This window comes from Streptomyces sp. NPDC025273, assembly GCF_040638585.1.
Taxonomy (GTDB): domain Bacteria; phylum Actinomycetota; class Actinomycetes; order Streptomycetales; family Streptomycetaceae; genus Streptomyces; species Streptomyces cinereorectus.
In genome coordinates, this window is the sequence record NZ_JBEZYP010000025.1 from 36378 (window position 1) to 63047 (window position 26670).

General features: G+C 71.7%; 26 protein-coding genes. 4 read left to right on the plus strand and 22 right to left on the minus strand.

The annotated features are described in order from the left end of the window. Position 1 precedes the first annotated feature (1 nt). The 15 genes from AB0F38_RS28975 to AB0F38_RS29045 all read right to left on the minus strand — a co-directional run bounded on the left by AB0F38_RS28975 (position 2) and on the right by AB0F38_RS29045 (position 15060). On the minus strand, positions 2-670 hold the full coding sequence (locus tag AB0F38_RS28975; protein WP_361899546.1) for a response regulator transcription factor: 669 nt from the start codon (positions 668-670) through the stop codon (positions 2-4). Next, complete coding sequence (locus AB0F38_RS28980) at positions 667-1977, minus strand: histidine kinase (RefSeq protein ID WP_361899549.1); 1311 nt, start codon at positions 1975-1977, stop codon at positions 667-669. The genes AB0F38_RS28975 and AB0F38_RS28980 overlap by 4 nt, the downstream gene beginning before the upstream one ends. Positions 1978-2055: 78 nt before the next feature. Further along, complete coding sequence (locus AB0F38_RS28985) at positions 2056-2931, minus strand: alpha/beta hydrolase (RefSeq protein ID WP_361899552.1); 876 nt, start codon at positions 2929-2931, stop codon at positions 2056-2058. A gap of 172 nt (positions 2932-3103) precedes the next feature. Beyond that, positions 3104-4300 carry a kynureninase gene (kynU, locus tag AB0F38_RS28990; RefSeq protein ID WP_361899554.1) on the minus strand — a complete coding sequence of 399 codons (1197 nt, stop codon included), beginning with the start codon at positions 4298-4300 and terminating at the stop codon, positions 3104-3106. Next, positions 4293-5141, minus strand: a complete 849-nt coding sequence (locus tag AB0F38_RS28995) for a tryptophan 2,3-dioxygenase family protein (protein WP_361899557.1) — start codon at positions 5139-5141, stop codon at positions 4293-4295. Before AB0F38_RS28995 ends, kynU begins: the two co-directional genes overlap by 8 nt. 157 nt (positions 5142-5298) lie before the next feature. After that, a complete protein-coding gene (locus tag AB0F38_RS29000) occupies positions 5299-5712 on the minus strand; it encodes a DUF3151 domain-containing protein (protein WP_361899560.1) in 414 nt (137 codons plus the stop codon). 3 nt (positions 5713-5715) lie between these two features. After that, positions 5716-7209, minus strand: coding sequence for an MFS transporter (locus AB0F38_RS29005; protein ID WP_361899563.1), 1494 nt, complete (start codon positions 7207-7209; stop codon positions 5716-5718). A gap of 203 nt (positions 7210-7412) precedes the next feature. Beyond that, a complete protein-coding gene (locus tag AB0F38_RS29010) occupies positions 7413-8573 on the minus strand; it encodes a MalY/PatB family protein (RefSeq protein WP_361899566.1) in 1161 nt (386 codons plus the stop codon). Positions 8574-8659: 86 nt separating this feature from the next. Next, positions 8660-9682, minus strand: a complete 1023-nt coding sequence (gene fbaA, locus AB0F38_RS29015; RefSeq protein ID WP_361899569.1) for a class II fructose-bisphosphate aldolase — start codon at positions 9680-9682, stop codon at positions 8660-8662. 187 nt (positions 9683-9869) lie between these two features. Further along, positions 9870-10409: an orotate phosphoribosyltransferase gene (pyrE, locus tag AB0F38_RS29020; protein WP_361899571.1), complete on the minus strand. Its 540-nt coding sequence runs from the start codon at positions 10407-10409 to the stop codon at positions 9870-9872. 23 nt (positions 10410-10432) lie between these two features. Further along, complete coding sequence (locus tag AB0F38_RS29025; protein WP_361899574.1) at positions 10433-11248, minus strand: aldose 1-epimerase; 816 nt, start codon at positions 11246-11248, stop codon at positions 10433-10435. A gap of 30 nt (positions 11249-11278) precedes the next feature. Beyond that, positions 11279-12178: an SRPBCC domain-containing protein gene (locus AB0F38_RS29030; RefSeq protein ID WP_361899577.1), complete on the minus strand. Its 900-nt coding sequence runs from the start codon at positions 12176-12178 to the stop codon at positions 11279-11281. Positions 12179-12262: 84 nt separating this feature from the next. After that, positions 12263-13861, minus strand: a complete 1599-nt coding sequence (locus tag AB0F38_RS29035) for a polyamine aminopropyltransferase (protein WP_361899580.1) — start codon at positions 13859-13861, stop codon at positions 12263-12265. A 132-nt stretch (positions 13862-13993) separates the two neighbouring features. Further along, the gene (locus AB0F38_RS29040) at positions 13994-14515 is read right to left on the minus strand and encodes a DUF2617 family protein (protein ID WP_361899583.1); all 522 of its coding nucleotides are present in this window, start codon (positions 14513-14515) and stop codon (positions 13994-13996) included. 311 nt (positions 14516-14826) lie between these two features. Next, positions 14827-15060: a hypothetical protein gene (locus AB0F38_RS29045; protein WP_361899586.1), complete on the minus strand. Its 234-nt coding sequence runs from the start codon at positions 15058-15060 to the stop codon at positions 14827-14829. 128 nt (positions 15061-15188) lie between these two features. Between AB0F38_RS29045 and AB0F38_RS29050 the strand changes: the two genes are divergently transcribed. Next, the gene (locus AB0F38_RS29050; RefSeq protein ID WP_361899589.1) at positions 15189-16367 is read left to right on the plus strand and encodes a pyridoxal phosphate-dependent aminotransferase; all 1179 of its coding nucleotides are present in this window, start codon (positions 15189-15191) and stop codon (positions 16365-16367) included. An 87-nt stretch (positions 16368-16454) separates the two neighbouring features. On the opposite strand, the gene AB0F38_RS29055 is transcribed toward AB0F38_RS29050, so the two are convergent. The 3 genes from AB0F38_RS29055 to clpB form a co-directional block, all read right to left on the minus strand. Next, positions 16455-17012 (minus strand): YbjN domain-containing protein, encoded by a 558-nt coding sequence (locus AB0F38_RS29055; RefSeq protein ID WP_361899592.1) that lies wholly within the window; start codon positions 17010-17012, stop codon positions 16455-16457. A 71-nt stretch (positions 17013-17083) separates the two neighbouring features. Further along, positions 17084-18328 (minus strand): MFS transporter, encoded by a 1245-nt coding sequence (locus tag AB0F38_RS29060; protein WP_361899595.1) that lies wholly within the window; start codon positions 18326-18328, stop codon positions 17084-17086. Between the two features lie 385 nt (positions 18329-18713). Beyond that, positions 18714-21314 carry an ATP-dependent chaperone ClpB gene (gene clpB / locus AB0F38_RS29065; protein ID WP_361899598.1) on the minus strand — a complete coding sequence of 867 codons (2601 nt, stop codon included), beginning with the start codon at positions 21312-21314 and terminating at the stop codon, positions 18714-18716. A gap of 134 nt (positions 21315-21448) precedes the next feature. Here clpB and AB0F38_RS29070 point away from each other — a divergent pair, with 134 nt between their 5' ends. Continuing rightward, complete coding sequence (locus AB0F38_RS29070; protein ID WP_361899601.1) at positions 21449-21850, plus strand: TIGR03618 family F420-dependent PPOX class oxidoreductase; 402 nt, start codon at positions 21449-21451, stop codon at positions 21848-21850. A gap of 99 nt (positions 21851-21949) precedes the next feature. Here AB0F38_RS29070 and AB0F38_RS29075 read toward each other — a convergent pair whose 3' ends face one another. Next, the gene (locus AB0F38_RS29075; protein WP_361899603.1) at positions 21950-22270 is read right to left on the minus strand and encodes a (2Fe-2S)-binding protein; all 321 of its coding nucleotides are present in this window, start codon (positions 22268-22270) and stop codon (positions 21950-21952) included. Further along, positions 22267-22521, minus strand: coding sequence for a 5'-nucleotidase (locus tag AB0F38_RS29080; protein ID WP_361899606.1), 255 nt, complete (start codon positions 22519-22521; stop codon positions 22267-22269). Before AB0F38_RS29080 ends, AB0F38_RS29075 begins: the two co-directional genes overlap by 4 nt. A 287-nt stretch (positions 22522-22808) precedes the next feature. Here AB0F38_RS29080 and AB0F38_RS29085 point away from each other — a divergent pair, with 287 nt between their 5' ends. Continuing rightward, entirely contained in the window at positions 22809-23654 is an 846-nt protein-coding gene (locus AB0F38_RS29085) for a helix-turn-helix transcriptional regulator (protein WP_361899609.1), read from the plus strand. A 181-nt stretch (positions 23655-23835) separates the two neighbouring features. Further along, positions 23836-24843 (plus strand): helix-turn-helix transcriptional regulator, encoded by a 1008-nt coding sequence (locus AB0F38_RS29090; RefSeq protein ID WP_361899611.1) that lies wholly within the window; start codon positions 23836-23838, stop codon positions 24841-24843. 29 nt (positions 24844-24872) lie between these two features. Here the strand turns inward: AB0F38_RS29090 and AB0F38_RS29095 are convergent, their stop codons facing one another. Together AB0F38_RS29095 and dnaJ are read right to left on the minus strand one after the other, a co-directional pair. Beyond that, positions 24873-25319 (minus strand): helix-turn-helix domain-containing protein, encoded by a 447-nt coding sequence (locus tag AB0F38_RS29095; protein WP_361899614.1) that lies wholly within the window; start codon positions 25317-25319, stop codon positions 24873-24875. Between the two features lies 1 nt (position 25320). Beyond that, positions 25321-26505, minus strand: coding sequence for a molecular chaperone DnaJ (gene dnaJ, locus AB0F38_RS29100; RefSeq protein ID WP_361899617.1), 1185 nt, complete (start codon positions 26503-26505; stop codon positions 25321-25323). Positions 26506-26670 lie beyond the last annotated feature (165 nt).

Sequence of the window (26670 nt, forward strand, 5' to 3'; positions counted from 1 at the left end):
GCTACCCGGGCGTGACCAGCCGGGCCTCGTAGGCGAACACGGCCGCCTGGGTCCGGTCGCGCAGCCCGAGCTTCACCAGGACGCGGCTCACATGCGTCTTGATGGTGGACTCCGCGACGACCAGGTGGGAGGCGATCTCCAGATTCGACAGCCCCTGGGCGATCAGTACGAGCACCTCCGTCTCGCGCTCGGTGAGATCGCCGATCCGGGCCATGGCGGGCGGCCTGGGCGCCTCGGCGAGCTTGGCGAACTCGGTGATCAGCCGCCGGGTCACGGTCGGTGCGAGCAGCGCCTCCCCGGACGCCACCACCCTCACCCCGTCGGCGAGTTGGCGCGCGGACGCGTCCTTCAGCAGGAAGCCGGAGGCCCCGGCCCGCAGCGCCTGGTACACGTACTCGTCGAGGTCGAACGTGGTCAGGACGAGCACCTTGGCGTCCGCGTCGGCGGCGACGATCTCGCGGGTGGCCTCGATGCCGTTGAGCTCCGGCATCCGGATGTCCATCAGCACCACGTCGGGCCGCAGGGCGGCGACCTGCGCCACGGCCTGCCGGCCGTCGACGGCCTCGCCGACGACCTCGATGCCGGGCATCGCGTTGAGCAGGACGGAGAACCCCTCGCGGACCATCATCTGGTCGTCGACGATCAGCACCCGGATGGTGGACTCGCTCATGCCCCCTCCTCCGCACCGTTGTGCGCCGCGGGCACGGGCAGGAACACCACGACCTCGTAGCCGCCGTCCTCCGTCGGCCCGGCCGTCATCTCACCGTTCAGCATCTGGACCCGCTCCCGCATCCCCGTGATGCCGTGACCGGCCCCGGGTGAGGGCTTGACGAGGCCCCGCGCGGGCCCGTTGACGACCCGCAGCCCGAGTCCGCCGAGCACGTACCCGATCTCCACCTTGGCGCAGGCGCCGGGTGCGTGCCGGAGCGTGTTGCTGAGCGCCTCCTGGACGATCCGGTAGGCCGACAGCTCGACGCCCTGGGGAAGCTCCCGCACCGCCCCGGTGACCGTCTTCTCCGTCTCCAGGCCCGTCTCCCGGACGTTGTCCAGCAGCCGGTCGATCTCGGCGAGGGTGGGCTGCGGGGCGTCCGGCGCCTCGTAGTCCTCCGCCCGTACGACGCCGAGTACACGGCGCAGCTCGGTGAGCGCGGCGACGGCGTTCTCCCGGATGGTGACGAACGCCTGCTCCAGCTCGGGCGGCGGATTCTCCACCCGGTAGGGGGCGGCCTCGGCCTGGATGGCGACGACGGACATGTGGTGGGCGACGACGTCGTGCAGCTCACGCGCGATGGTGGTGCGCTCCTCCAGGAGCGTGCGCCGGTCGCGTTCGACGGCGGTGACGGTGCGCTGCACGGTCACCTCGCGCTCGGCCTCGCGGCGGACCTGCACCACGGTGACCAGGAGCAGGGCGAACGCGGAGGCGACCGCCATCGGCGCGGTGTTGGAGAAGCCGGGGCCCACATTGCCCAGGAAGCTCCCGACGAGCAGGGTGATCAGCCACATCCAGGCGGCGGTGCGCGGCCGGGTCCTCGCCGCGACGACGATCAGCACGCCCAGATGGCAGACGAAGGCGTTCGGCCCCCACGGCCAGTCGTCCCCGCTGCCCGCGGCCGCCACCACCGGGGTGCTCGCGATCGACACCCAGAACGCGAGCACCGGGCGGACCAGAGTCATCATGAGCGCGGCGGCCGGCACGAAGCCGGTGATGAACGTCGCGATCCCGAAGACCGAGTAGGTGTTCGCGTCGAAGACGCCCACCAGCACCGAGATCAGCGCGACCGCCCCGACCACCGCGTGCGGTGCCCAGACCACCCGCTTCCTGATCGACGCCGGCAGCCTCCTGATCACCGGACCGCCGTCCCCCAGCGGGTCCAGCGGGCGGTAGGCGAACACATCGTGGAAGAGGTCCTGCCGCAGGCCGCCTATCGCCCCTGCGGCCAGCCGGAATTCCGGGCTTCTGGTCTTGGTCTCGGTCACGCTCCCCAAGGTAGGCGGCGGGGCGGCCGGGGTCGTCAGCAGTGATACGGATCCTGTGCCGTCCGTCGCAAGTACTACCTACCAGGCCAGCTGGGCGATCTCCTCGGCCACCACGGCGCAGGCGTCCGCCGAGGGGTCGATCAGCGGGAAGTGCCCGACCCCGTCCAGCAGTGTCAGTCCCACCATCTCCCCGGCCCTCGCCGCGGCGTCCACGAACGCGTCGGTGACGGCCTGGGGCACGGTGAGGTCGTCGACGCCCTGGACGACGGCCGTCGCGATCCCGGTCGGGAGCAGCACGGCCGGATCGGCGAGGGCACCGCGCGCCCCGACGTGCTCCTCGCCGCCCAGGAGTTGCCGCACGGCCCCGGAGCAGACGTCCAGCTCGACCGCGCTCGCGAAGTCACCGATCGGCGCCAGTGCCACCACCCCGCGCAGCGGCGGCGGCGCGGGCAGCCGCCACGGCGAACCGGGCGGAAGCACATGCCGGGCGGCGGCCCACAGCGCCAGCTGGCCGCCGGCCGAGTGCCCGGTGACCACGGTCCTGCGCACGTCCGCCCCGGGCAGTTCGCGGGCGGCCAGCTCCGGCAGGGCGTCCATCGCGGCGGCCACGTCGTCGAACGTCTCGGGCCAGCGTCCCGCCACGGGTCCGGCCCCGCCCTGCTGCGGGATCTCGCCGCCACGCCGGTACTCGACGCTGGCCACGGCGAATCCGCGCCGGGCCAGGAAGTCCGCGAACGGCGACACGTGCTGCCGGTCGTACGGTGCCCGCCAGGCACCGCCGTGCAGGACGACCACGAGCGGCGCACGGTCCCGGCCGTCTCGCGGGGCGAAGAAGTCGATCACCTGGTCGGGGTGGCTGCCGTAGGCGGCGGACCGATCGGGGGCGACCGCCGGGTGCGCGAACGCCGACCCGGTCTCGGCGGCGTCACGATCACGCGCGGCAGAATCCGACATGCTGCTCCCACCGTCCTACGCATATGCCCGACTGGACCGACCTGCGGGGACGGTATCAGTACGGCGCAGGGTCATCGGACGGACCGTCACCGATCAAGCCCCGAGGGGGCGCACGGCGCCGGGGATGAACGGGCCCGGTCCGGAAACCGGGCCCGTCCGGAGCGGGAGGCCCCTACGGCGTCAGCACCTCGCCGAGGACGCGTGCGGCCCGTTCCGCGTCGGCGAACCCGACGTACAGCGGGGTGAAGCCGAAGCGGAGCACGTCCGGGCGGCGCAGGTCGCCGACCACCCCGCGTGCGATGAGCGCGCGCATCACCGGCTCCGTCTCGTCCGCGTTCCCGCACCGCAGCGAGACCTGGCTGCCGCGCTCCGCGTGGGCGGCCGGGGTGACCGGGGTGACCCGGCCCTCGGGGACGTAAGCGGCGACGCACTCCAGGAAGAAGTCCGTCAGCGCCAGGGACTTGGCGCGCACGGCCTCCACCGCGACGCCCTCCCACACGTCCAGCGACGCTTCCAGGGCCAGCATGGACAGGATGTCCGGGGTGCCGACCCGGCCCCGTACGGAGCCGTCCGCGGGAACGTATCCGGGGGTCATCCCGAACGGGTCCGCGTGCGACGTCCAGCCGGGCAGGGGCGAGTCGAAGGCCGCCTGGTGACGCTCGGCGACGTACAGGTAGGCGGGCGAACCGGGCCCGCCGTTGAGGTACTTGTACGTGCATCCGACGGCCAGGTCCACACCGTGCGCGTCGAGGCCGACCGGCAGCGCGCCCGCGCTGTGGCACAGGTCCCAGACGGAGACGGCGCCCGCTCCGCGGACGGCGGCGGTGAGGCCGGGCAGGTCGTGGAGCCTGCCGGTGCGGTAGTCGACGTGGTTGAGGAGGACGACCGCGGTACGGGGCCCGAGGGCGGCCGGCACGTCGGCGGGGGCGACCGGGACGATGCGGCGGCCCGTCATCCGGGCCGCGGACCCGGCGAGGTACCCGTCCGTGGGGAACGTCGTGGCGTCGACCAGGATCTCGTCGCGCCCCTCGGCTGCCAGCCGGCTCGCGGCGACCACGGCCTTGAAGACGTTCACACTGGTGGAGTCGCCCACCACGATCTGCCCGGCGGCGGCCCCCACCAGCGGGGCGATCCGGTCGCCGATCCGCTCGGGCGCGGTCCACCAGCCGCTCTCGTCCCAGGAGCGGATGCGCAGCGCGCCCCACTCGCGGGTGATGACGTCCTGCATGCGGGCGGGGACGTGGCGGGGCAGTGCGCCCAGCGAGTTGCCGTCGAGGTAGACGGTGTCGTCGAGGACGAACAGGTCCCGGAGTCCGGCCAGTTCGTCGGCGGCGTCGAGCGCCTTCGCGCGCTCCTGGAGGTCAGACATGGCTGCGCGCCGTCCACAGCTCGGGGAACACGCTCTTGGTGGCCCGCTTCTCCAGCCAGGCGACCCCGGCCGACCCCCCGGTGCCGGTCTTCGAGCCCATCGCCCGCCGGGTGGCCGTGAGATGGTCGTTGCGCCAGCGCCACACGAGCTCGCCGACGTCGGTCAGCACCTCGCCGAGCCGCACGAGCTCGTCGTTCTGGTCCGGGTTGGCGTAGATCTCCGCCCAGACGGCCTCGACCTCGGGGGACGGTTCGTACTTCTTCGACAGGTCACGGCCGAGCACCGACTGCGGCACGGCGTGGCCGCGCCGGGCGAGCAGGGCGAGCGTCTCGTCGTACAGGCCGGGTTCGTGGAGCGCCTTCTCGAGCTCGGCGTGGACCCGCGGAGCGCCTCGGTGCGGCACGAGCATGGAGGCGGACTTGTCACCGAGCAGGAATTCCATCCGCCGGTACATCGCCGACTGGAAACCGGAGCCCTCGCCGAGCGAGCCGCGGTAGGAGTTGAACTGGGCGGGGGTGAGACCGGCCAGCGGCCTCCAGGAGGCGTTCAGCGCCTCCAGCTCCCGCAGCGAGCGCTTCAGGGCGTCGCGGGCGACCGGTATGCGGTCCTCACGCAGGGCGTGCGTCGCCGTCTCCCACTCATGGACGATGACCGTGAACCACAGCTCCATGACCTGGGTGGTGACCAGGAAGACCATCTCACCGGGATCGTCCGAGCGCAGGTGCTGGAGGTGGGTCAGGACATCCGCCTGGACGTAGTCCTCGTACGGAGTCGTTCCCGCGAAGTCCAGGTGCGGGGTGTCCGCACCGGTGGCTTCGGGGTCGGGGTGGATCGTAGACATCGCTGTCTCCTCGACACGAGCTTCCGGGTAGCGGTCCGCCCCTTCCTCTGAGGTGGTGGAGCTCCGGTCCCCTGCCCGCATCCTAGACCGGAGCGGCGCGGGACGCCTCGGGCCCCGCAGGCGACGGTGCGTGCCTGCGGGGCCCGGGAAGACGGGCTCAGCCCAGGATGTCGGCGGCGGTCTGCGAGGAGTCACGCAGGAAGGACGAGCAGCGCTCGTACTCCTCCTGCTCGCCGATCGCCTGCGCGGCGCGTGCCAGGGCGTGCAGGGCGCGCAGGAAGCCGCGGTTCGGCTCGTGCTCGAACGGGACGGGGCCGTGGCCCTTCCAGCCCGCCCGGCGCAGGGCGTCGAGGCCGCGGTGGTAGCCGGTACGGGCGTACGCGTACGACTCGATGACCCGGCCGCCCTCGTACGCCTCGTCGGCGAGCTGCGCCCAGGCCAGCGAGGACGTGGGGTACTTGGCCGCGACGTCGGCGGGCGGCGTGCCGCCGGCGAGCAGCTCGCGCGGCTCCGGGTCGTCGGGCAGGTGGGTCGGGGCAGGGCCCCCGAGCAGGTTCTCGTGGATGGACATGGCTCAAGTGTGCCTGGGTCCGGGCTCCGGCTCCAAGGGCGGGGCCGTGACCCCGCAGTGCACCGCGCACTCGGGGCGGGGCTCCCGCGCGGCCTGAGGGGAGGCCCGTACGGTCCACCAGGCGATCACCGCGCCCGCCACCAGCAGCCCGGCGCACATCGGCATCGCCCTGCGGAAGGTCGAGGCGAACTCCCCGGCGTCGCGGTACGCCTCCGGGCCCATCCCGGCCAGCAGCGGCAGCGTGGCCACCGCGAGCAGGCCGGCGGCCCGCGCCGCCGCGTTGTTGATGCCGCTGGCGAGCCCGGCCCGCCCGGTGTCGACGGCGGCCAGCACCGTCGCGGTGAGCGGCGCCACGAGGGTGACCATGCCGAGGCCCAGCACCAGGACGGCGGGCAGCACGTCCCGCGCGTACGAGGCGTCCGGGCCGACCCGCAGCATCAGCAGCATCCCGGCGGCGGCCAGCAGCGGACCCACGGTCAGCGGGATGCGGGGCCCGATCCGCCGGCCGAGGTCACCGGCGGACGCGGAGAAGAGCAGCATCAGCACCGTGGTCGGCAGGAGCGCGGTGCCCGCGCCGAGGGCCGAGTAGCCGGCCACGACCTGGAGCTGGATCGCGGAGAGGAAGAAGAAGCCGCCGAGGGCCGCGTACACACAGAACGTGACGATGTTGACGGCGGTGAACTGCCGGGACGCGAAGATCGACGGCGGCACCATGGGGTCGGCCCGGCGCCGCTCCACCCGCACGAAGGCCACGCCGAGCAGCACACCGCCGAGCGCCGCCCCGACGACCGGCACGGACGCGCCCTGCTCCGGCACCTCGATCAGGGCGTACGTGACGAGGGCGAGCGCGAGGGCGGCGAGCGCGGCCCCGAGCACGTCGAAGCGGCCGTGCGCGTCCGGGTCCCGGGACTCCGGTACGTGCCGGAGGGCGACGGGCACGCAGACGGCGGCGAGCGGGAGGTTGAGCAGGAACACCCAGCGCCAGCCGGGTCCGTCGACGAGCCAGCCACCGACGAACGGTCCGATCGCGGCCCCGACCCCGCCGAGCCCGGACCAGAGCCCCACGGCGCGGGCCCGGTCGTCCGGGTGGAAGCTCGCCTGGATCAGCGCGAGGGAACCGGGCGTGAGCAGGGCCCCGCCGATGCCCTGGAGGGCGCGGGCCACGACGAGGACGCCCGCGTTCGGGGCCAGCCCGCAGAGCAGGGAGGCCACGGCGAACCAGACCACCCCCACCACGAACACCCGGCGTCTGCCGAACCGGTCCCCGAGCGCACCGCCGAGCAGGATCAGCCCGGCCAGCGTGAGCATGTACGCGTTGACGGTCCACTGGAGGGCGGCCAGGTCGGTACCGAGGTCCTGCCCGATGCGGGGAAGGGCGACGTTGATGACCGTGGAGTCGAGCAGGGCCATGCTCGACCCGAGCACCGTGGTCAGCACGACCCACCGCCCGGTGGCCGAGGCAACCCGGATCCCACCGCCGGCCGCGTCGTCGTTCATACGGGCCAGCATCACCCGCCCGAAGCCCGGAAGCACCTCCGAACCCCCGGGAGCACGATGCGAGCCTGCCCGGTGCCGACGGCGGCCCGAGCCCACCCGAGCACAGTTCAAGCCCACCCGAGCACCATTCAAGCCCGCCCGGCGCTCGAGGGCAGAACAGGGGCCCGGGGCAACGCCCCGCGACCCTGCGACCCCGCCCACCCCTACCGCACGGCCATCACCCCCCGCACCAACGCCCCCACCCCCGCCTCCACCTTGCTCCGCGGGCACCCCACGTTCAGCCGGAGGAACCCGGGCGCTCCGTACACCGACCCCGGCATCACCGCGACCTTCTCCCGTTCGATGAGCACCCGCTGCAACGCCTCGTCGTCCACCCCCAGGGGACGCAGGTCGATCCACGCCAGGTAACCCGCCTGCGGCGGTTCCCACCCCAGCCCCGGGAACGCCCCGTCCAGACGCTCCGCGACCAGTGCCAGGTTCCCGGCGACGTACGCCCGGACCGCGTCCAGCCACGGACCGCCCTCCCGGTACGCCGCGATGTGCGCGGCCAGTGACAGCACCGCCGGGGAGGCGAGCCCCTCCGCCGTCTCCATCCGGCGCAGGAATTCCGCCCGGTCCGCCGGATCGCCGATGATCCCGTACGAACCGGTCAGCGCCGGGAAGTTGAACGACTTCGACCCGGAGCTGATCAGCGCCCAGCGCCCGTCACCGCCGACCCGCGTCCACGGCACGTGCCGGTATCCGTCGTGCACGAAGTCCGCGTGGATCTCGTCACTGATCACCGCGACCCCGTGGCGCCGGGCGAGCGCGGCCGTCTGCCGCAGCTCGGGCTCCGTCCACACCCGCCCCGTCGGGTTGTGCGGGGAGCACAGCACGAGCACCTTCGCGTCGGCCCGTGCCAGCTCCCGCTCCAGCGCCCCGGCATCCCCCACCGGCACCCCCCGCAGCTCCCGTCCGAGCCCGGTGATCGCCTTCCGGAAGCCGTCGTACGTGGGGGTGTGCACGACCACGCCCTCCCCCTCGGCCGTCCACATCTGCAGCAGCTGCGAGAGCTGGCTGAGCACGGACGGCCCGTAGACCAGCCGGCCGGTGTCGATCTCGGTCCCGTACCGGGTCGCGAACCAGTGCGCGACCGCCGACCGGAAGTCGTCCTGCTGCCACGTCGTGTAGCCGAGCACCCCGTGGTCGAGCCGGGCCCGGAGCGCGGTCAGGACCTCGGGCGCGGTCTCGAAGTCCATGTCGGAGATGGTGAACGGCAGCAGCCCGTCCACCCCGAACCGGTCGGCGACCCCGTCCCACTGGACGCACCAGGTGCCCCGGCGGTCGATGACGGTGTCGAAGTCGTAGCGCGCACGCGTGCTCACAGCGGATCCCTCATGGGTCGGTCGGACACGGAACGGCCCGGCACCCCCGAAGGGGGACCGGGCCCAGGACGTCCGTGCGGAAGTGCCTACTTCAGCCTGGTGCCCGTGGAGCGCAGGTCCGCGCAGGCCTGCGTGACGCGCGCGGCCATGCCCGCCTCGGCGGACTTGCCCCAGCTGCGCGGGTCGTAGAACTTCTTGTTGCCGACCTCGCCGTCGACCTTCAGCACACCGTCGTAGTTGCGGAACATGTGGTCCACGATCGGGCGGGTGAAGGCGTACTGGGTGTCGGTGTCGAGGTTCATCTTCACGACGCCGTTCTCCAGCGCGGTGGCGATCTCCTCGGCCGTGGAGCCGGAGCCGCCGTGGAAGACGAAGTCGAACGGGGACGCCTGGCCGTACTTGGCGGCGACGCCCTCCTGGAGGTCCTTGAGGAGCTCGGGACGCAGGACGACGTTGCCCGGCTTGTAGACGCCGTGGACGTTGCCGAAGGACGCGGCCAGCAGGTAGCGGCCCTTCTCGCCCAGGCCGAGCGCCTCGGCCGTCCGCAGCGCGTCGTCGACGGTCGTGTACAGCTCGTCGTTGATCTCGTGCGTGACGCCGTCCTCCTCGCCACCGGTCGGGGTGATCTCGACCTCAAGAATGATCTTGGCGGCGGCGGCCTTGGCGAGCAGCTCCTGGCCGATGGCCAGGTTGTCGGCGAGGGTCTCGGCCGAACCGTCCCACATGTGGGACTGGAACAGCGGGTTCAGACCTCTGGCGACACGCTCGGCGGAGACGTCGAGGAGCGGGCGGACGTACCCGTCCAGCTTGTCCTTGGGGCAGTGGTCGGTGTGCAGGGCCACGGTGATGCCGTACTTGGCGGCGACGATGTGCGCGAACTCGGCCAGGGCGACGGCGCCCGTGACCATGTCCTTGTTGTGCTGGCCGCCCAGGAATTCGGCACCACCGGTGGAGATCTGGACGATGCCGTCGCTCTCCGCCTCCGCGAAGCCGCGCAGCGCAGCGTGCAGGGTCTGGGTCGACGTCACATTGATGGCCGGGTAGGCGAACTTGCCTGCCTTCGCCCGGTCGAGCATCTCGGCGTAGACCTCGGGGGTTGCGATGGGCATCTGTCCGCTCCTTGGGATGTGCGGGTGTGCAGTGCTGGTCCCTGACCTGGGGGCGACGTCATCGTCGCCCCCATCTTCCCAGACTCTCGCTCCGGCTCCACCCTGCCCGTCCACCGGGACGCGTGGCGGCGGACGCGAGGGGCGGCCGGTTTCACGTGAAACCGGCCGCCCCTCGAGAAAGAGCAGGTCAGGACAGGTCGAGGTCGGCAACCCCGTACACGTTCACATACGGCAGTCCGGCCTCGGCGATCGCCCCAGCGGCGCCGCGCTCCACGATCACGGCCACGGCCACCACCTCGCCGCCCGCTTCACGCACCGCCTCGACCGCGGTCAGCGGGGAGCCGCCGGTGGTCGACGTGTCCTCTACGACGAGGCAGCGACGGCCCTTGACGTCCGTCCCCTCGATCCGGCGCTGCATCCCGTGGGCCTTCTGTGCCTTGCGCACGACGAACGCGTCCAGGCTCTTCCCGCGTGCCGCGGAGGCGTGCAGCATCGACGTGGCGACCGGGTCGGCGCCCAGCGTCAGACCGCCGACGCAGTCGTAGTCCAGCTCGGCGGTGGCGTCGAGCATCACCTGGCCGACCAGCGGCGCGGCGGTGCCGTCCAGCGTGATCCGGCGCAGGTCGATGTACCAGTCGGCCTCCAGACCCGAGGAGAGGGTCACCTTGCCGTGCACCACGGCCTTGTCCTTGATCTGCTGGAGCAGCTCAGCGCGTACGTCAGTCATGTCCACGAGGGTAAGCGCTGCCGTCACCGCGCCTGTGCCGCCGGCCGGAGCCGCACCCAGCTCCACGTCGTCGTGATCTCCAGCGGCTCGATCGGGGTGACCAGCCGGGGCGCGGTGTTCAGGCCGTTCGGCGGGCCCGACTGGGGCTCCACACAGACCGCCTCCGCCTGCTCGTCGTAGATCACCACCCACTCGTCCCGGCTCTTCACCGTCAGCTCCAGCTGCTCGGGCCAGGTCAGCTTCACGTCGACGCCCTCGGGCATGCCGAAGCAGTCGTCCCAGGGGCCGGGCAGGGGATCGATCCGGCGACCGGTCGGCAGGTGGTCGTCACCGCGCTCCTCCTGCCAGGCCGCTTCGAAGCCGATCCGCACGTCCTGGCCCCCTGTGTTGCGGAGGAACCAGGGGTGCCACCCGGCCTGCGCCGGGAACGAGGTCCCGTACGTCTCGACGCCGAGACGGAGCGTCAGCGAGTCCTCGGTCAGCTCGAAGGACTGAGTCACCCGGCCCTCGTACGGCCACGGCTCGGCCAGGTCGTAGAAGAAGGCGGCCTCCGCTTCCTCCTGCCGGGCCGGCTTCCAGGCGGTGTCGCGGCCGGTGCCGTGGATGGCGTGCGGCGGGGAGTTCAGCGGCAGCCGGTGCAGCTCGCCGCCGCTGCGGAACAGGCCGTTCCCGGTACGGCCGCACCACGGCACCATCGGGAAGCAGCCGTACCGCTCCCCCTGGCGCAGCAGTTCGGTGCCTCCGATCCGCAGGCTGCCGATGCGGCAGCCATGGACGGGGTCAACGGTCAACTCGGCGTCGCCGGCGGTCAGCCGGACGTCCTTCGCAACTCTGCTCACCCCACGACACTACTGGCGCCCGGGCCCCGCTCATCTCCGGCGCCGCAAGGCCCGGCCCACCACCACGGCCGAGGCGATCGCCAGGGCCGCCGCCGGGGCCGCCCAGCGCAGCGCGATGCCCGCGGCGCCCGCCTCGGGCGAGGGCACGGGCGCGTACCGGCCGCGCGGCGGGGCGTGGTCGACCTCCTCCGTGCTGCGGCCGATCATCGTGCGGCGGGCATGCGCGGCCTCCGCGGGCGGAGCGTCCGGCACGGTGAACTCCCGCTCCGCGGAAGGGTCGAGCGAGGGCGGCGGCACAGGAGCGTCGAACACGGACTCCTTGTCTCCGGGCGACGCGTCGGAGGGCGAGGGGGCATCGGGGGACGGCGGCACGTCGGGCACGTCGGGCACGTCGGCGGCCGGCACCTCGTCCACTGCGGCCCCGGGTGCCGGGTCAGGAGCCGAGGCGGGAGCGGTGTAGGGGACCTGTGCGGAGGCGGGCTCCTCCCCGCCCCGGGTGGCCAGCGACTCCGTCACCAGCTGCTGGGTGAAGCGGTCCAGCAACCGGTGCGCCGCGGCGAGCGCCGCCGCGTCCTCCAGGTCCACGATGCGGCCGTCGCCGCTCGCCGACCCGGTGTACGCGATCCTCGTGCCGCCGTCCGTCTCCGTGAGCCCGACGGTCAGGGCCAGCTTCACCCCGCCCGTACCCCTGGCCTCCACACCCTCCCCCGTCACGGAGAAGGCGTCACCTCCCCGGTCGGCGAGCGTCAGCGCCCCGCGGTACGTGATCGTGTGGCCGTCGATCCGGATCTTCAGCCGGCCGGCCAGCGGGCCCGCCGACTCATCGGCGTCCTGTTGGAGTCCCGGTACGCAGCGCGCGACACGCACGGGATCAGCCAGCGTCCGACGAAGGGACGCGACCGGAACCGGAACGAACACCTCATGCTCCATACCTCCCGAGCCTACTCAGCCCCGGCCGTCCCGTCAGCGCTTCCACACCCCGTACACCGTGGGGACCGCACCGCCCCGGTCCGCTCACGGTTCCTCCCGGTACCGCGGGTGCGCCAGCGTCGAGGGCAGCGCCCCCCGCAGCCGTACGCGCTCCGCCGAACGCCCGGCCGCCAGCAGCTCCCGCTCCCCCAGCGACCTCGGCACCGGTGCCCGGGGGTCGATGCCGAGCCGTCCCACCTCGTGCCGGGCGCCCAGCACGAACCCCCAGTCACGCGGCGCCCGCGACGCGTCCGTGGTCCGGTGCGGGCCCGGCGCGACGCCCGTGGGACGCCCCTCGACGCGGTACGGACGGGTCGCCAGGCCGCCCGCCCTCATCGACGCCTCCACCGTCCAGTACGTCTCCGGCCGGCTGCCCGGCGGCCCGGCGTGCACCACGATCCGCCCGCCCGGCCGCAGGGCCTGGGCGACCAGCCCGTAGAACTCCGCCGAGTAGAGCTTGGTGCCGGCCGTGATCCCCGGATCGGGCAGGTCCGAGACCACCACGTCGTAGCGGTCACGCGTAACCCGCAGCCAGTTGAACGCGTCCCCGGAGACCGCCGTCAGCCGCGGATCGTCGTAGGCGTGCCCGTTGAGCCCGGAGAGTGCCGGATCCGTACGGGCCAACCGGGTGACGGCCGGATCGAGCTCGACCACCACGACGGACCCGACGTCCGGATAGCGCAGCACCTCGCGGGCGGCCAGCCCGTCGCCGCCGCCCAGGATCAGCACCCGCGCACGGCGCCCCTCCATCCCGGGGTGCACCAGCGCCTCGTGGTAGCGGTGGCCGTCGCGGGAGCTGACCCGCAGCCGGCCGTCCAGGTAGAGACCGAGGGAGCCCTGTCCCTCTCCGGTGAGGACGACCTCCTGCACCCCGGTCCGTACGGCGACCCGCACCTCGTCCCCGTACACCGCACGCCGTGCCGCCCGCTCGAAGTCGTCGACCAGGACCGTGGCCGTGGCCAGCACGGCGATCACCGTGACGTCGACGGCGATCAGGAGCCGGCGCGAGCGGGGACCGAGATCCCGCCGGAACACCCACAGCACCAGCGCGCCGCCCGCCGCCGCGTTCACCGCTCCGGTGAACAGCGCACCGGTGAGCTGGCCCATCATGGGCAGCAGCAGGAACGGGAAGGCGAGCCCGCCGACCAGCGCGCCCACGTAGTCGGCGGCGAAGAGGTCCGCGACGGCCCCGCCCGCGTCCTGCCGGTCGACCCGCTGGATCAGCGTCATCAGCAGCGGGATCTCCGCACCGATCAGGATCCCGATCGCGAGGGAGAACCCGACCAGTGCGTAGCGCGACTCACCGAGCCAGGCGAACGACGCGTACAGGACGAGCGCCGAGGTGCCGCCGACGAGTGCGAGTGCGGCCTCGACGAGCCCGAAACCGACAGCGGCACGGCTGCGTAAACGTTTCGCGAGAAGTGATCCGAGGCCCATCGCGAACACCATCACGGAGAGCACGACGGAGGCCTGCGTGACCGAGTCGCCGATCAGGTACGAGGCCAGCGCGACCAGCTCGAGCTCGTACACCAGGCCGCACGCGGCGCAGACGAAGACCGCGGCCAGCACGAGGAGCCGGCCGGTCCGCGGCCGGACGGGAAGCCGCGCCGCGCCCCCTCGCAGCGACACCTGCTGGTCGATCATGAAGGGAACGCTACGTCACGGAGAGATCGCCGCTTGTCACCCACAAGGGTGTAAGTAACGCACCCCGGACACCGCCCGCGCGCATACCGGACCCGATCCGCTCCGCACCGCACGCGCGGGGCTCCCACCCGCTCACGGAACCGGTGCCGCCCTGCGCACACCCACCCGCGTCCGGGTCACCACCAACTGGCCCTCCTGCGGGTAGGCGTGCCAAGTGCGCCACAGCACCTGACCGTCGGCCCGCTGCGCCAGCATCGCGGTGAAGGCGTACGGGCTGCCGGGGAACGTCCCCGCGAGACCGTGCGGATGATCGGCCACCAGTGCGAGCAGCTCCTGCGCGCGCCCCGCGAACGACCCCTCGGAGAGCGTCTCGACGCGGGCCGCGAACTCGTACTCCCGGTCGCCCAGCCGCTCGGCGACACCGAGGGGCAGGGGCGAACTGCTGCCGGGGATGCAGGCGACGGTCTCGGAGCACGTGGTGCGCTCCTCCTCCAGCAGGACCTGGTGGGACGCGCCGAGCAGCCTCATCTGCAGCTTGGCGCCGGACAGCTGGAGGTCGAGTACGGCGAGGGCGGGAAGGGGTTCCCGCCCCAGCGCCCAGGCCAGATCGGCGGCACGGGTATCGGAATAGGCAGTTTGCAGGGTCGTGAGCATGGGTCCGCTCCGCAAAACACACGTGGACACGTGGGCAGGGGGCGCCCCCGTGCGGTGCACATGGGGGGAGGGAAACGCCCGATCCGGCCCAACTCGGGTCCGAGGGCTGAAGGTTCGCTACAGCGAGGGAATCACGAACTACGCCGCACTCACAGCGTATTTACCCAACTTGACGTGGTTTCCATCCCCTCGGGGGCAGCACGGTTCATCTGTTCTGGCCCGGCCCAACAAAAAGGCGCCCGGCGGGAGTTCGGCCCGCCCGGGCACCTCACGGGCGCATGGCCCTGCGCCGTCCGAGGGCGGCGGCCCCGTCAGTCGCCGCCTCCGCCGCCGCAGCCGCCTCCGCCGCCGCAGGAGTGGCCGGACCCGCCGTCACCGGCCCACCAGCTGCCGCCGTCGGAACCGCCGGAACCGCCGCTGTCCGCGCTCCGGCGCCCCCCACGCCCGCGGCGTCCCGCCGTCGGCTTCTTCCGGTTTCCCGACATCAGGGCTCCCGCCCCCACACACACCAGCACGATGAACACGATGAAGATGAACAGCTCCACCGACCTCACATCCTTACTCTTCCCCCGAAGCGAGGTCCCCGCTTCTTCCGTGACAGGGCGATTCCCACGCCCCGCCCGAGCCAAAGCGGAGTTGAGCAACTCCAGAGCTTCGGCACAGGATGGCGCCCATGACACAGGGACGACCGCTGCTCAACCGCCGCCTCGCCGAGTTCGGCACGACGATCTTCGCCGAGATGTCGGCGCTGGCCGTACGGACCGGATCGATCAACCTCGGCCAGGGCTTCCCCGACACCGACGGCCCCGAGGAGGTCCGCGAGGCCGCGGTCCGGGCCCTGCGCGCCGGCCACGGCAACCAGTATCCGCCCGGCTCGGGCGTGCCCGAGCTGCGTAGCGCGATCACGGAGCACCAGCACCGACGGTACGGACTGGCGTACGACCCCGACACCGAGGTCCTGGTCACCGCCGGCGCCACGGAGGCCGTCGCAGCCGCCCTGCTGGCGCTCCTGGAGCCCGGCGACGAGGTCGTCGCCCTGGAGCCGTACTACGACTCGTACGCCGCCTGCATCGCCATGGCGGGCGGCACCAGGGTCCCCGTCACGCTCCACCCGCACGACGGCGCCTACCAGCTCGACCTCGACGAGCTCCGTGCCGCCGTCACCCCCCGCACCCGCCTGATCCTCCTGAACACCCCGCACAACCCCACCGGCACCGTGCTGTCCCGCGACGAGCTGGCCGCCGTCGCCGAACTCGCGTGCGAGCGCGACCTTCTCGTCGTCACCGACGAGGTCTACGAGCACCTGGTCTTCGAGGGCGAGCACATCCCGCTCGCCTCCTTCCCCGGCATGCGCGAGCGCACGGTCACCGTCAGCAGTGCCGGCAAGACCTTCTCGTTCACCGGCTGGAAGATCGGCTGGATCACCGCGAGCCCGGAGCTGGTCACCGCGGTCCGCTCCGCGAAGCAGTTCCTGACGTACGTCTCCGGCGGGCCGCTCCAGTACGCCGTCGCCGAGGCGCTGCGCCTGCCCGACAGCTACTTCGACGAGCTGCGCGCGGACCTGCGCGCCAAGCGGGACCTGCTGAGCGGCGGCCTCACCGAGGCCGGCTTCGAGGTCTACAGGCCGGCCGGGACGTACTTCGTCACCACCGACATCCGCCCGCTGGGTGAACGCGACGGCCTGGCGTTCTGCCGGGCGCTGCCCGAACGGTGCGGGGTCGTCGCCGTCCCGAACGCGGTCTTCTACGACCACCGCGACCAGGGCGCGCCCTTCGTGCGCTTCGCGTTCTGCAAGCGTACGGAGGTGCTCACCGAGGCGGTCGGCCGGCTGAGGAGTCTCGCGGTGCGCTGAGACCGTCCGGAGCGGCGAGAAGCCCGGCCCGGGGCAGAGGTCGCGATGACCGCCGCCCCGGGCCGGGCTTGCGTCGGTGGGGCCGGATCAGGCCTCCGGGGAGGCTTCCGTGGGCTCGCCGCCCTCGGTCTTCCCCTCACCGGTCTCCAGGCCCAGGTGCTCCACGAGCCACTTGTCGAACTCGATCGAGGCGCGCACCCAGCTGACCGTCGAGGAGACGAAGTGCTCCAGGCTGACGCCGGTGCCGATGAGCATCTGCGCCTCACCGATCAGCCGGACGGAGGCCGCGGCGCCCTCCTCGCCCTCGTGGGCGTGCGTGTAGACCTTGGGCCACAGGGTGCGGCGGTTCCAGTCGTCGATCGCGTCGAGGAGAACGGCACGCCGGTCCACGGCGTGCGGGCGGTCGTAGAACGTACGCACCGAGAAGACCTGCTGCTCCTCCTCGCCGCGGAACATGAAGTACGTGCGGAACTCTTCCCACGGCGCGGCGAGGTCACCCTCGTCGTCGACGACGTACTTCAGCTCCATCTGCTCGAGGAGCTGCTTGACGAGGTCCTGGTCAGGGACAACGGGGCCCTCAGGTCCTGTCGGCTGCGGCTCGGGCTGGCCCCCGAAGTTGGGAATCGAGGACGGATCGATAGACATCGCTGGGTACTCCTGTGGATCGCTCGTGGTTTCCTGCCATCGACCCTAGCCGCGATCGGCGGCCAGTAGTCCTACGCGCTCAGGGGAATCGTCCCGGCGCCCGTCTCCCGGGCCCTCGCCCAGGAAAACGCCACCATGATCGCGCAGAGCGTCCCGACGAGGCCCGCCCCGCCGATCGTCACAGCCGAGGACCCGGACAGCTGCGCGGCCAGCCCGCCCGCCGCGACACCGATCCCCTGCACGGCGGTCAGCCCGGACCGGGCGAGTCCCAGCGCCTGACCGCGCTGGCCGGCCGGGGTGAGCAGCACGAAGGTGGCTCCTGCGGTGATCTGGTACGCCGAGCAGATGCCCGACACCATCAGCACCAGCAGGGCGATCCCCACCCCCGGACCCGCCCAGTAGACGAGCAGCGGAAGATTCGCGCCCACCGCCAGCGGCCCGAGCAGCCGGCGGCGCCGCTCGTCACCGACGGACGCCCGCCCCAGGAGGGCGGCGCCCAGGACCATGCCCGTGGGGTGCGCGGCGAGCAGCAGCCCGACCGATGCGGCGCTCGCGCCGGCCTCCTCCGCGAAGGGAGCGGCAAGGCCCTCCGGCAGCACGATGAACCCCGCCAGCCAGCCGAGCGCGACCAGGGAACGCAGCCGGGGGTCCGCCCAGATCAGGGCCGCCGCGCTCGATATCTGGGTGTGCACCCGCTTCGGCCGAGCGCCGGCGCTCGCGTCCACCGGACGCGCCTTCACGCCCAGCCGGATCAGGACCGCGGAGATCAGGAACGTCGCGGCGTTGAGGCCCAGTGAGACGTGGCTGCCCAGCCACACGACGAGCACACCGCCGACCGCGAAGCCGACCAGCTGGCCGGCCTGGTGCGTGATCATGATGACCCGCTGCCCCCGCTCGTACAGGCGCTCACCGAGTACGGCCGGCATCAGGGCCCCCTGCGAGGCGCCGAACGGGGCCTCGGCGAGCTGCGCGAGCACCAGCAGTCCGGCGAGCAGCGGCAACGGGGTACCGGGCAGAGCCATCAGGCCGACGAGTACGGCACGCACCAGGTCGCAGCCGATCATGACCGTGCGCCGGGGGAAACGGTCTGCCAGCCCGGTCAGGAGCACCCCGGACAGCAGGGCGGGCAGACTTGTCAGGGCGTAGGTCGCCGCGGTCCAGCCGGCCGACTCGGTGCGCTCGAAGACCAGCAGCGACAGCGCCACCCGCGCCAGCTGGTCGCCCAGCACCGACTGCGCGAAAGCCGCCCACAGCGTACGGAATTCGCTGAGGCGAATGAGGCTGTCACTTCTGCGATCATCCGGCTCCGCACTCATCCCATCAGGCTCCCGATCCGTCATGCGCGCACCATACCGGCTGCCGAATTGCCCTGGACCTCGCTCACAGAGAAGGAAACGCGGTCCGTAATATCCGGATATCGGGCGGAATCCCGGGCGTCCTCACCGGCCCGGATCCACAGCGATCAAGGGTGGCGATATGTACCGTCAGGATACAAATAGCAAGGATCGGACCGCTTGCGTCTGCCATTCAGCCATGGAATGCAAATTTTCGGCGCAATTTCGTGGGCGCCTCCGCGAGGTCGGACCGAATGGCTTCGCCGGGCAATGAGTGCTGAATACACCCGTCAATGCGACGACGTCCGGCACACGTGTGCCCCCGGCCGGGACAGCGATCGGTTCCGGCCAGGGGCACACACGCGGTCTACAGCGTCTTGGCGGGGGGCGCCGTCCCCACGAGGAGGCCGTCCCCGGAACGTTCCACCCGCACCGTGTCGCCGTCCTTGACCTCGCCCGCGAGGATCTCCTTCGCGAGCCGGTCCCCGATCGCGGTCTGGATCAGCCGGCGCAGCGGCCGGGCGCCGTACGCCGGATCGTTGCCCTCGTCGGCCAGCCAGGCCAGGGCGTCCGGGGTCACGTCGAGGGTGATCCGCCGGTCGGCCAGCCGGCCGGCGAGGCGCCCGATCTGGAGGCCCGCGATGTGGGCGAGCTCCTCGCCCGACAGGGCGGAGAAGACGACCAGGTCGTCGAGCCGGTTGAGGAACTCCGGCTTGAACGACGCCCGCACGACCTTCAGGACCTGCTCCTTCTTGACCTCGGGCTCGGTGAGCGGGTCGACCAGGAACTGGCTGCCCAGGTTCGACGTGAGGATCAGGATGGTGTTGCGGAAGTCGACCGTCCGGCCCTGCCCGTCGGTGAGGCGGCCGTCGTCGAGGACCTGGAGCAGGATGTCGAAGACCTCGGGGTGGGCCTTCTCGACCTCGTCCAGCAGGACGACGCTGTACGGGCGGCGGCGGACCGCCTCCGTGAGCTGGCCGCCCTCCTCGTAGCCGACGTAGCCGGGCGGCGCACCGACGAGGCGGGCGACGCTGTGCTTCTCGCCGTACTCGCTCATGTCGATGCGGATCATGGCCCGCTCGTCGTCGAACAGGAAGTCCGCGAGGGCCTTGGCCAGCTCAGTCTTGCCGACACCGGTCGGGCCGAGGAAGAGGAACGAGCCGGTGGGGCGGTCGGGGTCGGCGATTCCCGCGCGGGTGCGGCGCACCGCGTCGGAGACGGAGCGCACCGCCTCGCCCTGCCCGATCAGGCGCCTGCCCAGCTCGGACTCCATGCGCAGGAGCTTCTGGGTCTCGCCCTCCAGGAGGCGTCCGGCCGGGATGCCGGTCCACGCGCCGACGACATCGGCGATGTCGTCTGGGCCGACCTCCTCCTTGACCATGGTGTCCCGGGCAGCCTCCTGCTCGGCCTCGGCCGCTTCGGCCAGCTCGCGTTCCAGGCCCGGGATCTCCCCGTAGAGCAGCTTGGACGCGGTGTCGAAGTCGCCGTCGCGCTGCGCGCGTTCGGCCTGTCCGCGCAGTTCGTCCAGACGCTCCTTGAGCTCACCGACGCGGTTGAGGCCCTGCTTCTCCTTCTCCCAGCGGGCGGTGAGACCGCGCAGCTCCTCCTCCTTGTCGGCGAGGTCGCGACGGATCTTGTCCAGACGCTGCTTGGAACCCTCGTCGGTCTCGTTCTTGAGCGCCAGCTCCTCCATGTGCAGCCGGTCGACGGCGCGCTGGAGCTCGTCGATCTCCAAGGGGGAGGAGTCGATCTCCATACGGAGCCGGGAGGCCGCCTCGTCGACCAGGTCGATGGCCTTGTCGGGGAGGAAGCGGGAGGTGATGTAACGGTCGGAGAGGGTCGCCGCGGCCACCAGCGCGGAGTCGGCGATCTGGACCTTGTGGTGGGCCTCGTAGCGGCCCTTGAGCCCGCGCAGGATCGCGATGGTGTCCTCGACGGACGGCTCGGCGACCAGGACCTGCTGGAAGCGGCGCTCCAGGGCGGGGTCCTTCTCGATGCGTTCGCGGTACTCGTCCAGGGTGGTGGCACCGACCATGCGGAGCTCACCGCGCGCCAGCATCGGCTTGAGCATGTTGCCCGCGTCCATCGCGGAGTCGCCGCCGGCGCCCGCGCCCACGACCGTGTGCAGCTCGTCGATGAAGGTGATGATCTGGCCGTCGCTCTCCTTGATCTCGGAGAGGACGGTCTTGAGCCGCTCCTCGAACTCGCCGCGGTACTTGGCGCCCGCGACCATGGCACCGAGGTCCAGGGACACGAGCCGCTTGTTCCTCAGGGACTCCGGGACGTCACCCTTGACGATGCGCTGGGCGAGCCCTTCGACGACGGCCGTCTTGCCGACGCCGGGCTCACCGATGAGCACGGGGTTGTTCTTCGTGCGGCGCGACAGCACCTGTACGACGCGGCGGATCTCCTGGTCGCGGCCGATGACCGGGTCCAGCTTGCCCTCGCGCGCGGCGGCCGTGAAGTCGGTGCCGAACTTCTCCAGGGCCTTGTACTGGCCCTCGGGGTCGGGAGTGGTCACCCGGCGCCCTCCCCTGCTCTTCTCGAATGCGTCCAGCAGCCTTTTGGCGCCGGCTCCCTGCCCGTCGAGGATCTCACCGGCGCGGCCGCCCTTCGCCGCCACGGCGATCAGCAGGTGCTCGGTGGAGAGGTAGTCGTCGCCGAGCTCCTTCGCCCGCTGTGCGGCGTCGGAGATGACGGCGAGGAGCTCACGGTTGGGCTGGGGCGGCGCCACGGTCGACCCGGTGACGCTGGGCAGCGCGCCGAGGAGCCGTTCGGTCCCGGCACGCACGGCCGCCTGGTCGGCGTCGACCGCCGCCAGCAGATCGATGATGTTCGCGTTGTCCTCGCCCGCGAGCAGTGCGAGCAGCAGATGCCCGGGGGTCAGATCGGGGTGCCCGTCCTTGACGGCCCTGCTGGTGGCCGCGTTGAGGGCGTCCCGGCTCCTGTTGGTCAGCTCGGCGTCCACGGGCGCTGCCTCCTCCTGTTGATGCTTCCCAGAACTATGACTCGAACAACGGGTACAAAGTTGAGTCTATTCCACTCAAGCCTGAACGCACACCTCCGCACGCGCACGACAGCACCCGAATCTAGGCTGACCCCATGCCTGACGTACGCAACCCCGGCCCCGAGTACCTCGCCTTCTGGCGGGAGCGCCACGTGTGCACCCTGACGACACTCCGCCCGGACGGCACTCCACATGTGGTGCCGGTCGGCGTGACGTACGACCCGGAGACCCGGCTCGCCCGTGTGATCACCAACAAGAACAGCAGGAAGGTCGCCCACGTGCTGGCGGCCGGCCCGGAGGGGGCACGGGTCGCGGTCTGCCAGATGCAGGGACGCCGCTGGGCGACCCTGGAGGGCCGCGCGGCGGTGCGCACGGGGGTGGACCAGGTGGAGGACGCGGTACGGCGCTACGCGGAGCGCTATGAACGCACTCCGGCGCACAACCCCGACCGGGTCGTCATCGAGATCGCCGTGGACCGGGCGCTCGGCAGGGGCTGACCGTTTCCGGACAGCACAACGGCGCCATCGTGTTCAGGTCACGATGGCGCCGTTGTGTGGGGGAAGCGCCTGAACGACATGGAACGACGGGGGAATCGTTCAGGCGCTGCGGGGGGTGGCGGAAATGGCTTCTTGTTCGAACAGCTCGTGGTCACGCTGATCGAGATTGACGAAGATCATGCCGTACCTCACGGCACAGCGGACCGGTTGCGGTGCCCCTCGGGGCCGGCGGAGACAGCGATAGGCGCGGACGTCGTCATCCGTCTCCATCACGACGACGATCGGCTCTCCGAACAGGGTGACCATCAACGAATCGCCCTGGCGGGTCAGCGCCGTGAGCAGATCGATGAAGTGCCACCCTGACCTGTAGGCCGTGGCCATCTCCCGCCGGAAGGTGCGGTCGTCCGGGGGGGTGGTCATACCGCGGTGCCGGTCGGAGCCGTGCCCCACGTGATGTCACCGGAAGCGGCACCCCATGTGATGTCTCCTGAAGCCGCACCCCATGTGATGTCACCCGAGGCAGCGCCCCACGTGATGTCACCCGGAGCCGCACCCCACGTGATGTCACCGGGCACGACCGTCGCCTGCTCGGTCTGCGCAACCCCCCAGGTGATGTCGTGGGCATCCAACGCGCCGTAGGCCAGGGCCCCCACGAAAGCTGTGGCAAGCACCGAGCGAAGCATTCGCTTAGACATTTCGGCTTCGTCCTCACTTGATGGATTCATCTCCCCCGCTCTCAAGACGATGTCTCACGCGGACACGCAAGCACCACTGGATCGATGCATCATGTTCTTGCACGTACAGGAACATGGGGGGTGGAGATATGGATACATGTGACTCAAATGGGGCGCATCAGCACGGGATCACCCAACTATGCGATGCGGGACAGCACCTCTACGCGAGCGCGCTGCGGTCCGGCCGCATACCGCGTTCGGAGGTGGAACCCGCTCCGTGCCTGATGGACTTCGCTCTGCTCCACCCCGACCCCGACGACGCGGACTGGCTACGCCCCGTGCCGCCCTCGGCGGCCCTCGCCCAGCGGCTGTACCCCATCGAGAGGGAGATCCAGGAGCGCAGGCGCCACTCCCTGGAACTGACCGAGTCCTTCGAACCCTTCATGGACATCAGTGCCCAGGATCCGCCCACGACGCACGCCATCACCGTGCTCGAAGGCGGCACCCGCATCAACGCGGCCATCGACGTGGCCACGGCGGAGTGCCGCAGCGAAGTGCTCACCGTGCAGCCCGGAGGGGTCCGGAGCGAGGACATCCTCAGCAAGGGACTGGAGCGGGGCAGGGCCGTGGTGAACCGCGGCGTCAGCATCCGCACGCTCTACCAGCACACGGTCCGCCATCATCACGGGACGTTCGCGTACGCGGAACGGCTCGCCGAGGGCGCGGAGATACGCACGCTCGAGGAGCTCGTACAACGCATGCTCATCTTCGACCGCGCGGTCGCGTTCATTCCCGCTCAGGACGACCTGACAGTCGCACTGGAACTCCGGCACCCGGGCCTCGTCTCCTACCTGATCAACGTCTTCGAGCAACTCTGGCAACGCGCCACCCCCCTGCTGGAGGACGTCCCGTACACCCCGACTCCCGCCGGGATCAGCGGGGTGCAGCGCTCCATCGCCCAACTGCTGGTCGAGGGGCACGTGGACGATTCCATAGCCCGGAGACTCGGCATGAACGTCCGTACGTGCCGTGCGCACATAGCCAAGCTCAACGCGGCCCTCGGCAGCGGCAGTCGGGCACAGCTCGGCTACCTCATCTCGCAGTCGGGGATCCTTGACCAGGAAAACTGACGGTCGGATCTCGTCGCACGCGGCGTCGCCACTCGATGAGGAGCGCAACGGCCCGCGCATTCGGGCGCGGTGACACACCGGGCCGGGACATTCGGGCGCGGTGACACACCCACACTCCACCCGGCCACTAGGCTCGCGCCACCGGTAACTTGTTGCAGTGCACAAAGCGGGGGGCTCCCAGATGGGGACAGAACCGGTTCGACCGCCGCACCGTCACGGGCCGAGAGAGCTCTGCGCTCCCGGACTCGAGCTGTACGAACGGGCATTACGCCACGGGCGGATCGCCCGTTCGGACATCGCCGCCGCACCGTGCCTCACCGACGCGGCGCTGGTCCAGGCCGATCCCTGGGACGAGGACTGGCTGCGCCCCGTCCCGCCGTCGGCCGCCCTGGCCCGCCTGTTGCAGCCGCTCACGCACGAGATAGACGAGCGCATCGAGCGGACGCTCCGGCTGACCCGGTCGCTGGCGCCCCTGACCGTCATAGCCAACGGTGACCCCCATCTGGCGATCACCGTACTGGAAGGGCCCGAGGCGATACGAACGGCCATCCAGGACGCCACCGCCCAGGCCACGGACGAGGTCCTCACGGCGCAGCCGGGAAGCACCCGGCCCCCCAGCACCCTGCGAACGGCCCTGGACAACGCCACGACGGTCATCGCCCGGGGCGCCCGGCTCCGTCACATCTACCAGCACCCGGCGCGTTACAGCACCCAGGTCAGGGACTACCTGCGGCAGGTGCCCGCGGAGTCCCTCCAGGTGCGGACCACCGAGCTGACCGTGGAGCGGCTCCTCATCTTCGACCGCACGGTGGCCTTCATCCCCGCCACCCCCGACCGCGGTGCGGCGCTGCAGATCCGCCACCCCGCGCTGGTCCGCTACCTCGTCCAGGTCTACGAGGTCCTCTGGGCGCAGGCCACTCCCTTCACCCAGCACCTCCCGACGACCGCCCCCGGAGTCCAGGTCACCGCCGTCCAGCAGAGCATCGCCCGGCTCCTCAGCGAGGGCGATGTCGATGACGTCGTGGCCCGCAAACTGGGCATCAGCGTCCGTACCTGCCGCTCCCACGTCGCCAAGCTCATGCGGACCCTGGGTGCCACCAGCCGCACCCACCTCGGCGCCCTCATCGTGCGGTCCGGCATCGTGGACTCCGCCGCGGGCACGCGGACAGGGTCCGCCCCGGGGGGATGAGACCCCGGGGCGGACCCTGTCCCGCCGGATCAGTCCGTCGGCCTCTTGGGCCGCCAGACGACCAGCGCGCTGGTCTGCTGCACGTCCTGGTACGGCACCAGGTCCCGCCGGTAGGAGGCGTGCACCTGGGCTTCGCGCTGCTGCATGGCCATGGCCGCGCCGTCGACCGCCGCCGAGAGCTCGGCGACACGCTGCTGGAGCGCGGCGACCTGGTTCTCCAGCTCGATGATGCGCTTGATGCCCGCCAGATTGATCCCCTCGTCCTGCGACAACTGCTGCACCGTGCGGAGCAGTTCGATGTCGCGGGCCGAGTAGCGCCTGCCGCGCCCGGCCGTGCGGTCGGGCGAGACCAGGCCGAGACGGTCGTACTGGCGCAGTGTCTGCGGGTGCAGGCCCGAGAGCTGGGCCGCGATCGAGATCACGTACACCGGTGATTCATCGGTCAGCTGGTACGGATTGCGTCGACGGCCGTCCATCTCAAGCTCCCTTCGCAGCCTGGAACAGCTCCGCCCGCGGGTCCTCCCCCGCGGTCGCCTTCCGGTAGGCCTCCAGCGCTTCCTGGGCGTCCGCGCCGAGATCCGTGGGCACGGCCACCTCGACGGTCACGAGGAGGTCGCCCCGGGTGCCGTCCTTACGCACGGCGCCCTTCCCGCGAGCCCGCATCGTACGCCCGTTAGGCGTACCCGCCGGGAGTTTCAGGGTGACCGGAGGTCCGCCGAGCGTGGGGACCTTCACCTCGCCGCCGAGCGCCGCCTCCGTGAAGGTGACGGGCACGGTGACCGTGAGGTTGTCGCCCTTGCGGCCGAACACCGGGTGGGCGTCGACATGGACGACGACGTAGAGGTCGCCGGCCGGGCCGCCGCGCTCGCCCGGGCTGCCCTTGCCGCGCAGCCGGATCCGCTGTCCGTCCAGCACCCCGGCGGGAATCCGGACCTGCATCGTGCGGGCCGACTTCGCCCGGCCGCTGCCCTTGCAGACCTCGCAGGGGTCCTGGGCGATCAGGCCCCGGCCCTTGCAGTCCACGCAGGGGTCGGTGAGCGAGAATCCGCCGCCGCTGCCGCGCGACACCTGGCCCGTGCCGACACAGGTCGGGCAGACCCTCGGGGTGCCGTTCTTGTCGCCGGTGCCCGAACAGGCCTTGCAGGGCGCCTGACTGGACATCCGCAGCGGGACGGTGGCCCCGTCGACCGCCTCGGTGAAGCTGAGCGTCACCTCGGACTCGATGTCCTGGCCACGGCGCGGCTGGACACGGGTGCCCGTGCCGCCCCGGTTGAACAGTCCTCCGAAGACGTCGCCCAGGCCGCCGCCACCGGCACCGAAACCGCCGGCGCCCTGACCGCCGCCCGGGGCGCCCCCGAAGAGGTCACCCAGGTCGAAGTTGAAGTTGCCGCCCGCACCGCCGGGACCCGCCCGGAAGCCTCCGCTGCCGAAGAGGGCGCGCGCCTCGTCGTACTCCTTGCGCTTCTTGGGGTCACCGAGGATGTCGTTCGCCTCGGAGATCTCCTTGAAGCGCTCCTCCGCCTTCGCGTCACCCTTGTTGGCGTCCGGGTGGAACTCGCGGGCGAGCTTCCGGTACGCCTTCTTGACCTCGGCGTCGGTGGCGTCCTTGGGGACGCCGAGGACCTTGTAGTAGTCCTTCTCGACGAAGTCCTTCGTGCTCATCGACGTCCCTCCTTCCGGACGACAGGCCGTGGGGGGGGGCCGGGGGGCGGGGCCCCCCCCCCCCCGGGGGGCCCGGGGGGGGGGGGGGCGGCGGGGGGGGCCCCGCGGGGCCCCGCCCCGCCCCGCGGGTGGCGGGGGGTGGCGGGGGGCGCGGGGGGGGGCCCC

Coding starts and splice junctions, on each gene's coding strand:
- AB0F38_RS29075 (WP_361899603.1), bottom strand. CDS start 22,270: ATGACCACCCCCCCGGACGACCGCACCTTCCGGCGGGAGATGGCCACG.
- AB0F38_RS29055 (WP_361899592.1), bottom strand. CDS start 17,012: ATGTCTATCGATCCGTCCTCGATTCCCAACTTCGGGGGCCAGCCCGAG.
- AB0F38_RS29090 (WP_361899611.1), top strand. CDS start 23,836: ATGGGGACAGAACCGGTTCGACCGCCGCACCGTCACGGGCCGAGAGAG.
- dnaJ (WP_361899617.1), bottom strand. CDS start 26,505: ATGAGCACGAAGGACTTCGTCGAGAAGGACTACTACAAGGTCCTCGGC.
- AB0F38_RS29030 (WP_361899577.1), bottom strand. CDS start 12,178: ATGGAGCATGAGGTGTTCGTTCCGGTTCCGGTCGCGTCCCTTCGTCGG.
- AB0F38_RS29095 (WP_361899614.1), bottom strand. CDS start 25,319: ATGGACGGCCGTCGACGCAATCCGTACCAGCTGACCGATGAATCACCG.
- AB0F38_RS29060 (WP_361899595.1), bottom strand. CDS start 18,328: ATGAGTGCGGAGCCGGATGATCGCAGAAGTGACAGCCTCATTCGCCTC.
- AB0F38_RS29085 (WP_361899609.1), top strand. CDS start 22,809: ATGGACTTCGCTCTGCTCCACCCCGACCCCGACGACGCGGACTGGCTA.
- AB0F38_RS28995 (WP_361899557.1), bottom strand. CDS start 5,141: ATGTCTACGATCCACCCCGACCCCGAAGCCACCGGTGCGGACACCCCG.
- fbaA (WP_361899569.1), bottom strand. CDS start 9,682: ATGCCCATCGCAACCCCCGAGGTCTACGCCGAGATGCTCGACCGGGCG.
- kynU (WP_361899554.1), bottom strand. CDS start 4,300: ATGTCTGACCTCCAGGAGCGCGCGAAGGCGCTCGACGCCGCCGACGAA.
- AB0F38_RS28985 (WP_361899552.1), bottom strand. CDS start 2,931: ATGTCGGATTCTGCCGCGCGTGATCGTGACGCCGCCGAGACCGGGTCG.
- pyrE (WP_361899571.1), bottom strand. CDS start 10,409: ATGACTGACGTACGCGCTGAGCTGCTCCAGCAGATCAAGGACAAGGCC.
- AB0F38_RS29040 (WP_361899583.1), bottom strand. CDS start 14,515: ATGCTCACGACCCTGCAAACTGCCTATTCCGATACCCGTGCCGCCGAT.
- AB0F38_RS28975 (WP_361899546.1), bottom strand. CDS start 670: ATGAGCGAGTCCACCATCCGGGTGCTGATCGTCGACGACCAGATGATG.
- AB0F38_RS29000 (WP_361899560.1), bottom strand. CDS start 5,712: ATGTCCATCCACGAGAACCTGCTCGGGGGCCCTGCCCCGACCCACCTG.
- AB0F38_RS29035 (WP_361899580.1), bottom strand. CDS start 13,861: ATGATCGACCAGCAGGTGTCGCTGCGAGGGGGCGCGGCGCGGCTTCCC.
- AB0F38_RS29050 (WP_361899589.1), top strand. CDS start 15,189: ATGACACAGGGACGACCGCTGCTCAACCGCCGCCTCGCCGAGTTCGGC.
- AB0F38_RS29070 (WP_361899601.1), top strand. CDS start 21,449: ATGCCTGACGTACGCAACCCCGGCCCCGAGTACCTCGCCTTCTGGCGG.
- AB0F38_RS29005 (WP_361899563.1), bottom strand. CDS start 7,209: ATGAACGACGACGCGGCCGGCGGTGGGATCCGGGTTGCCTCGGCCACC.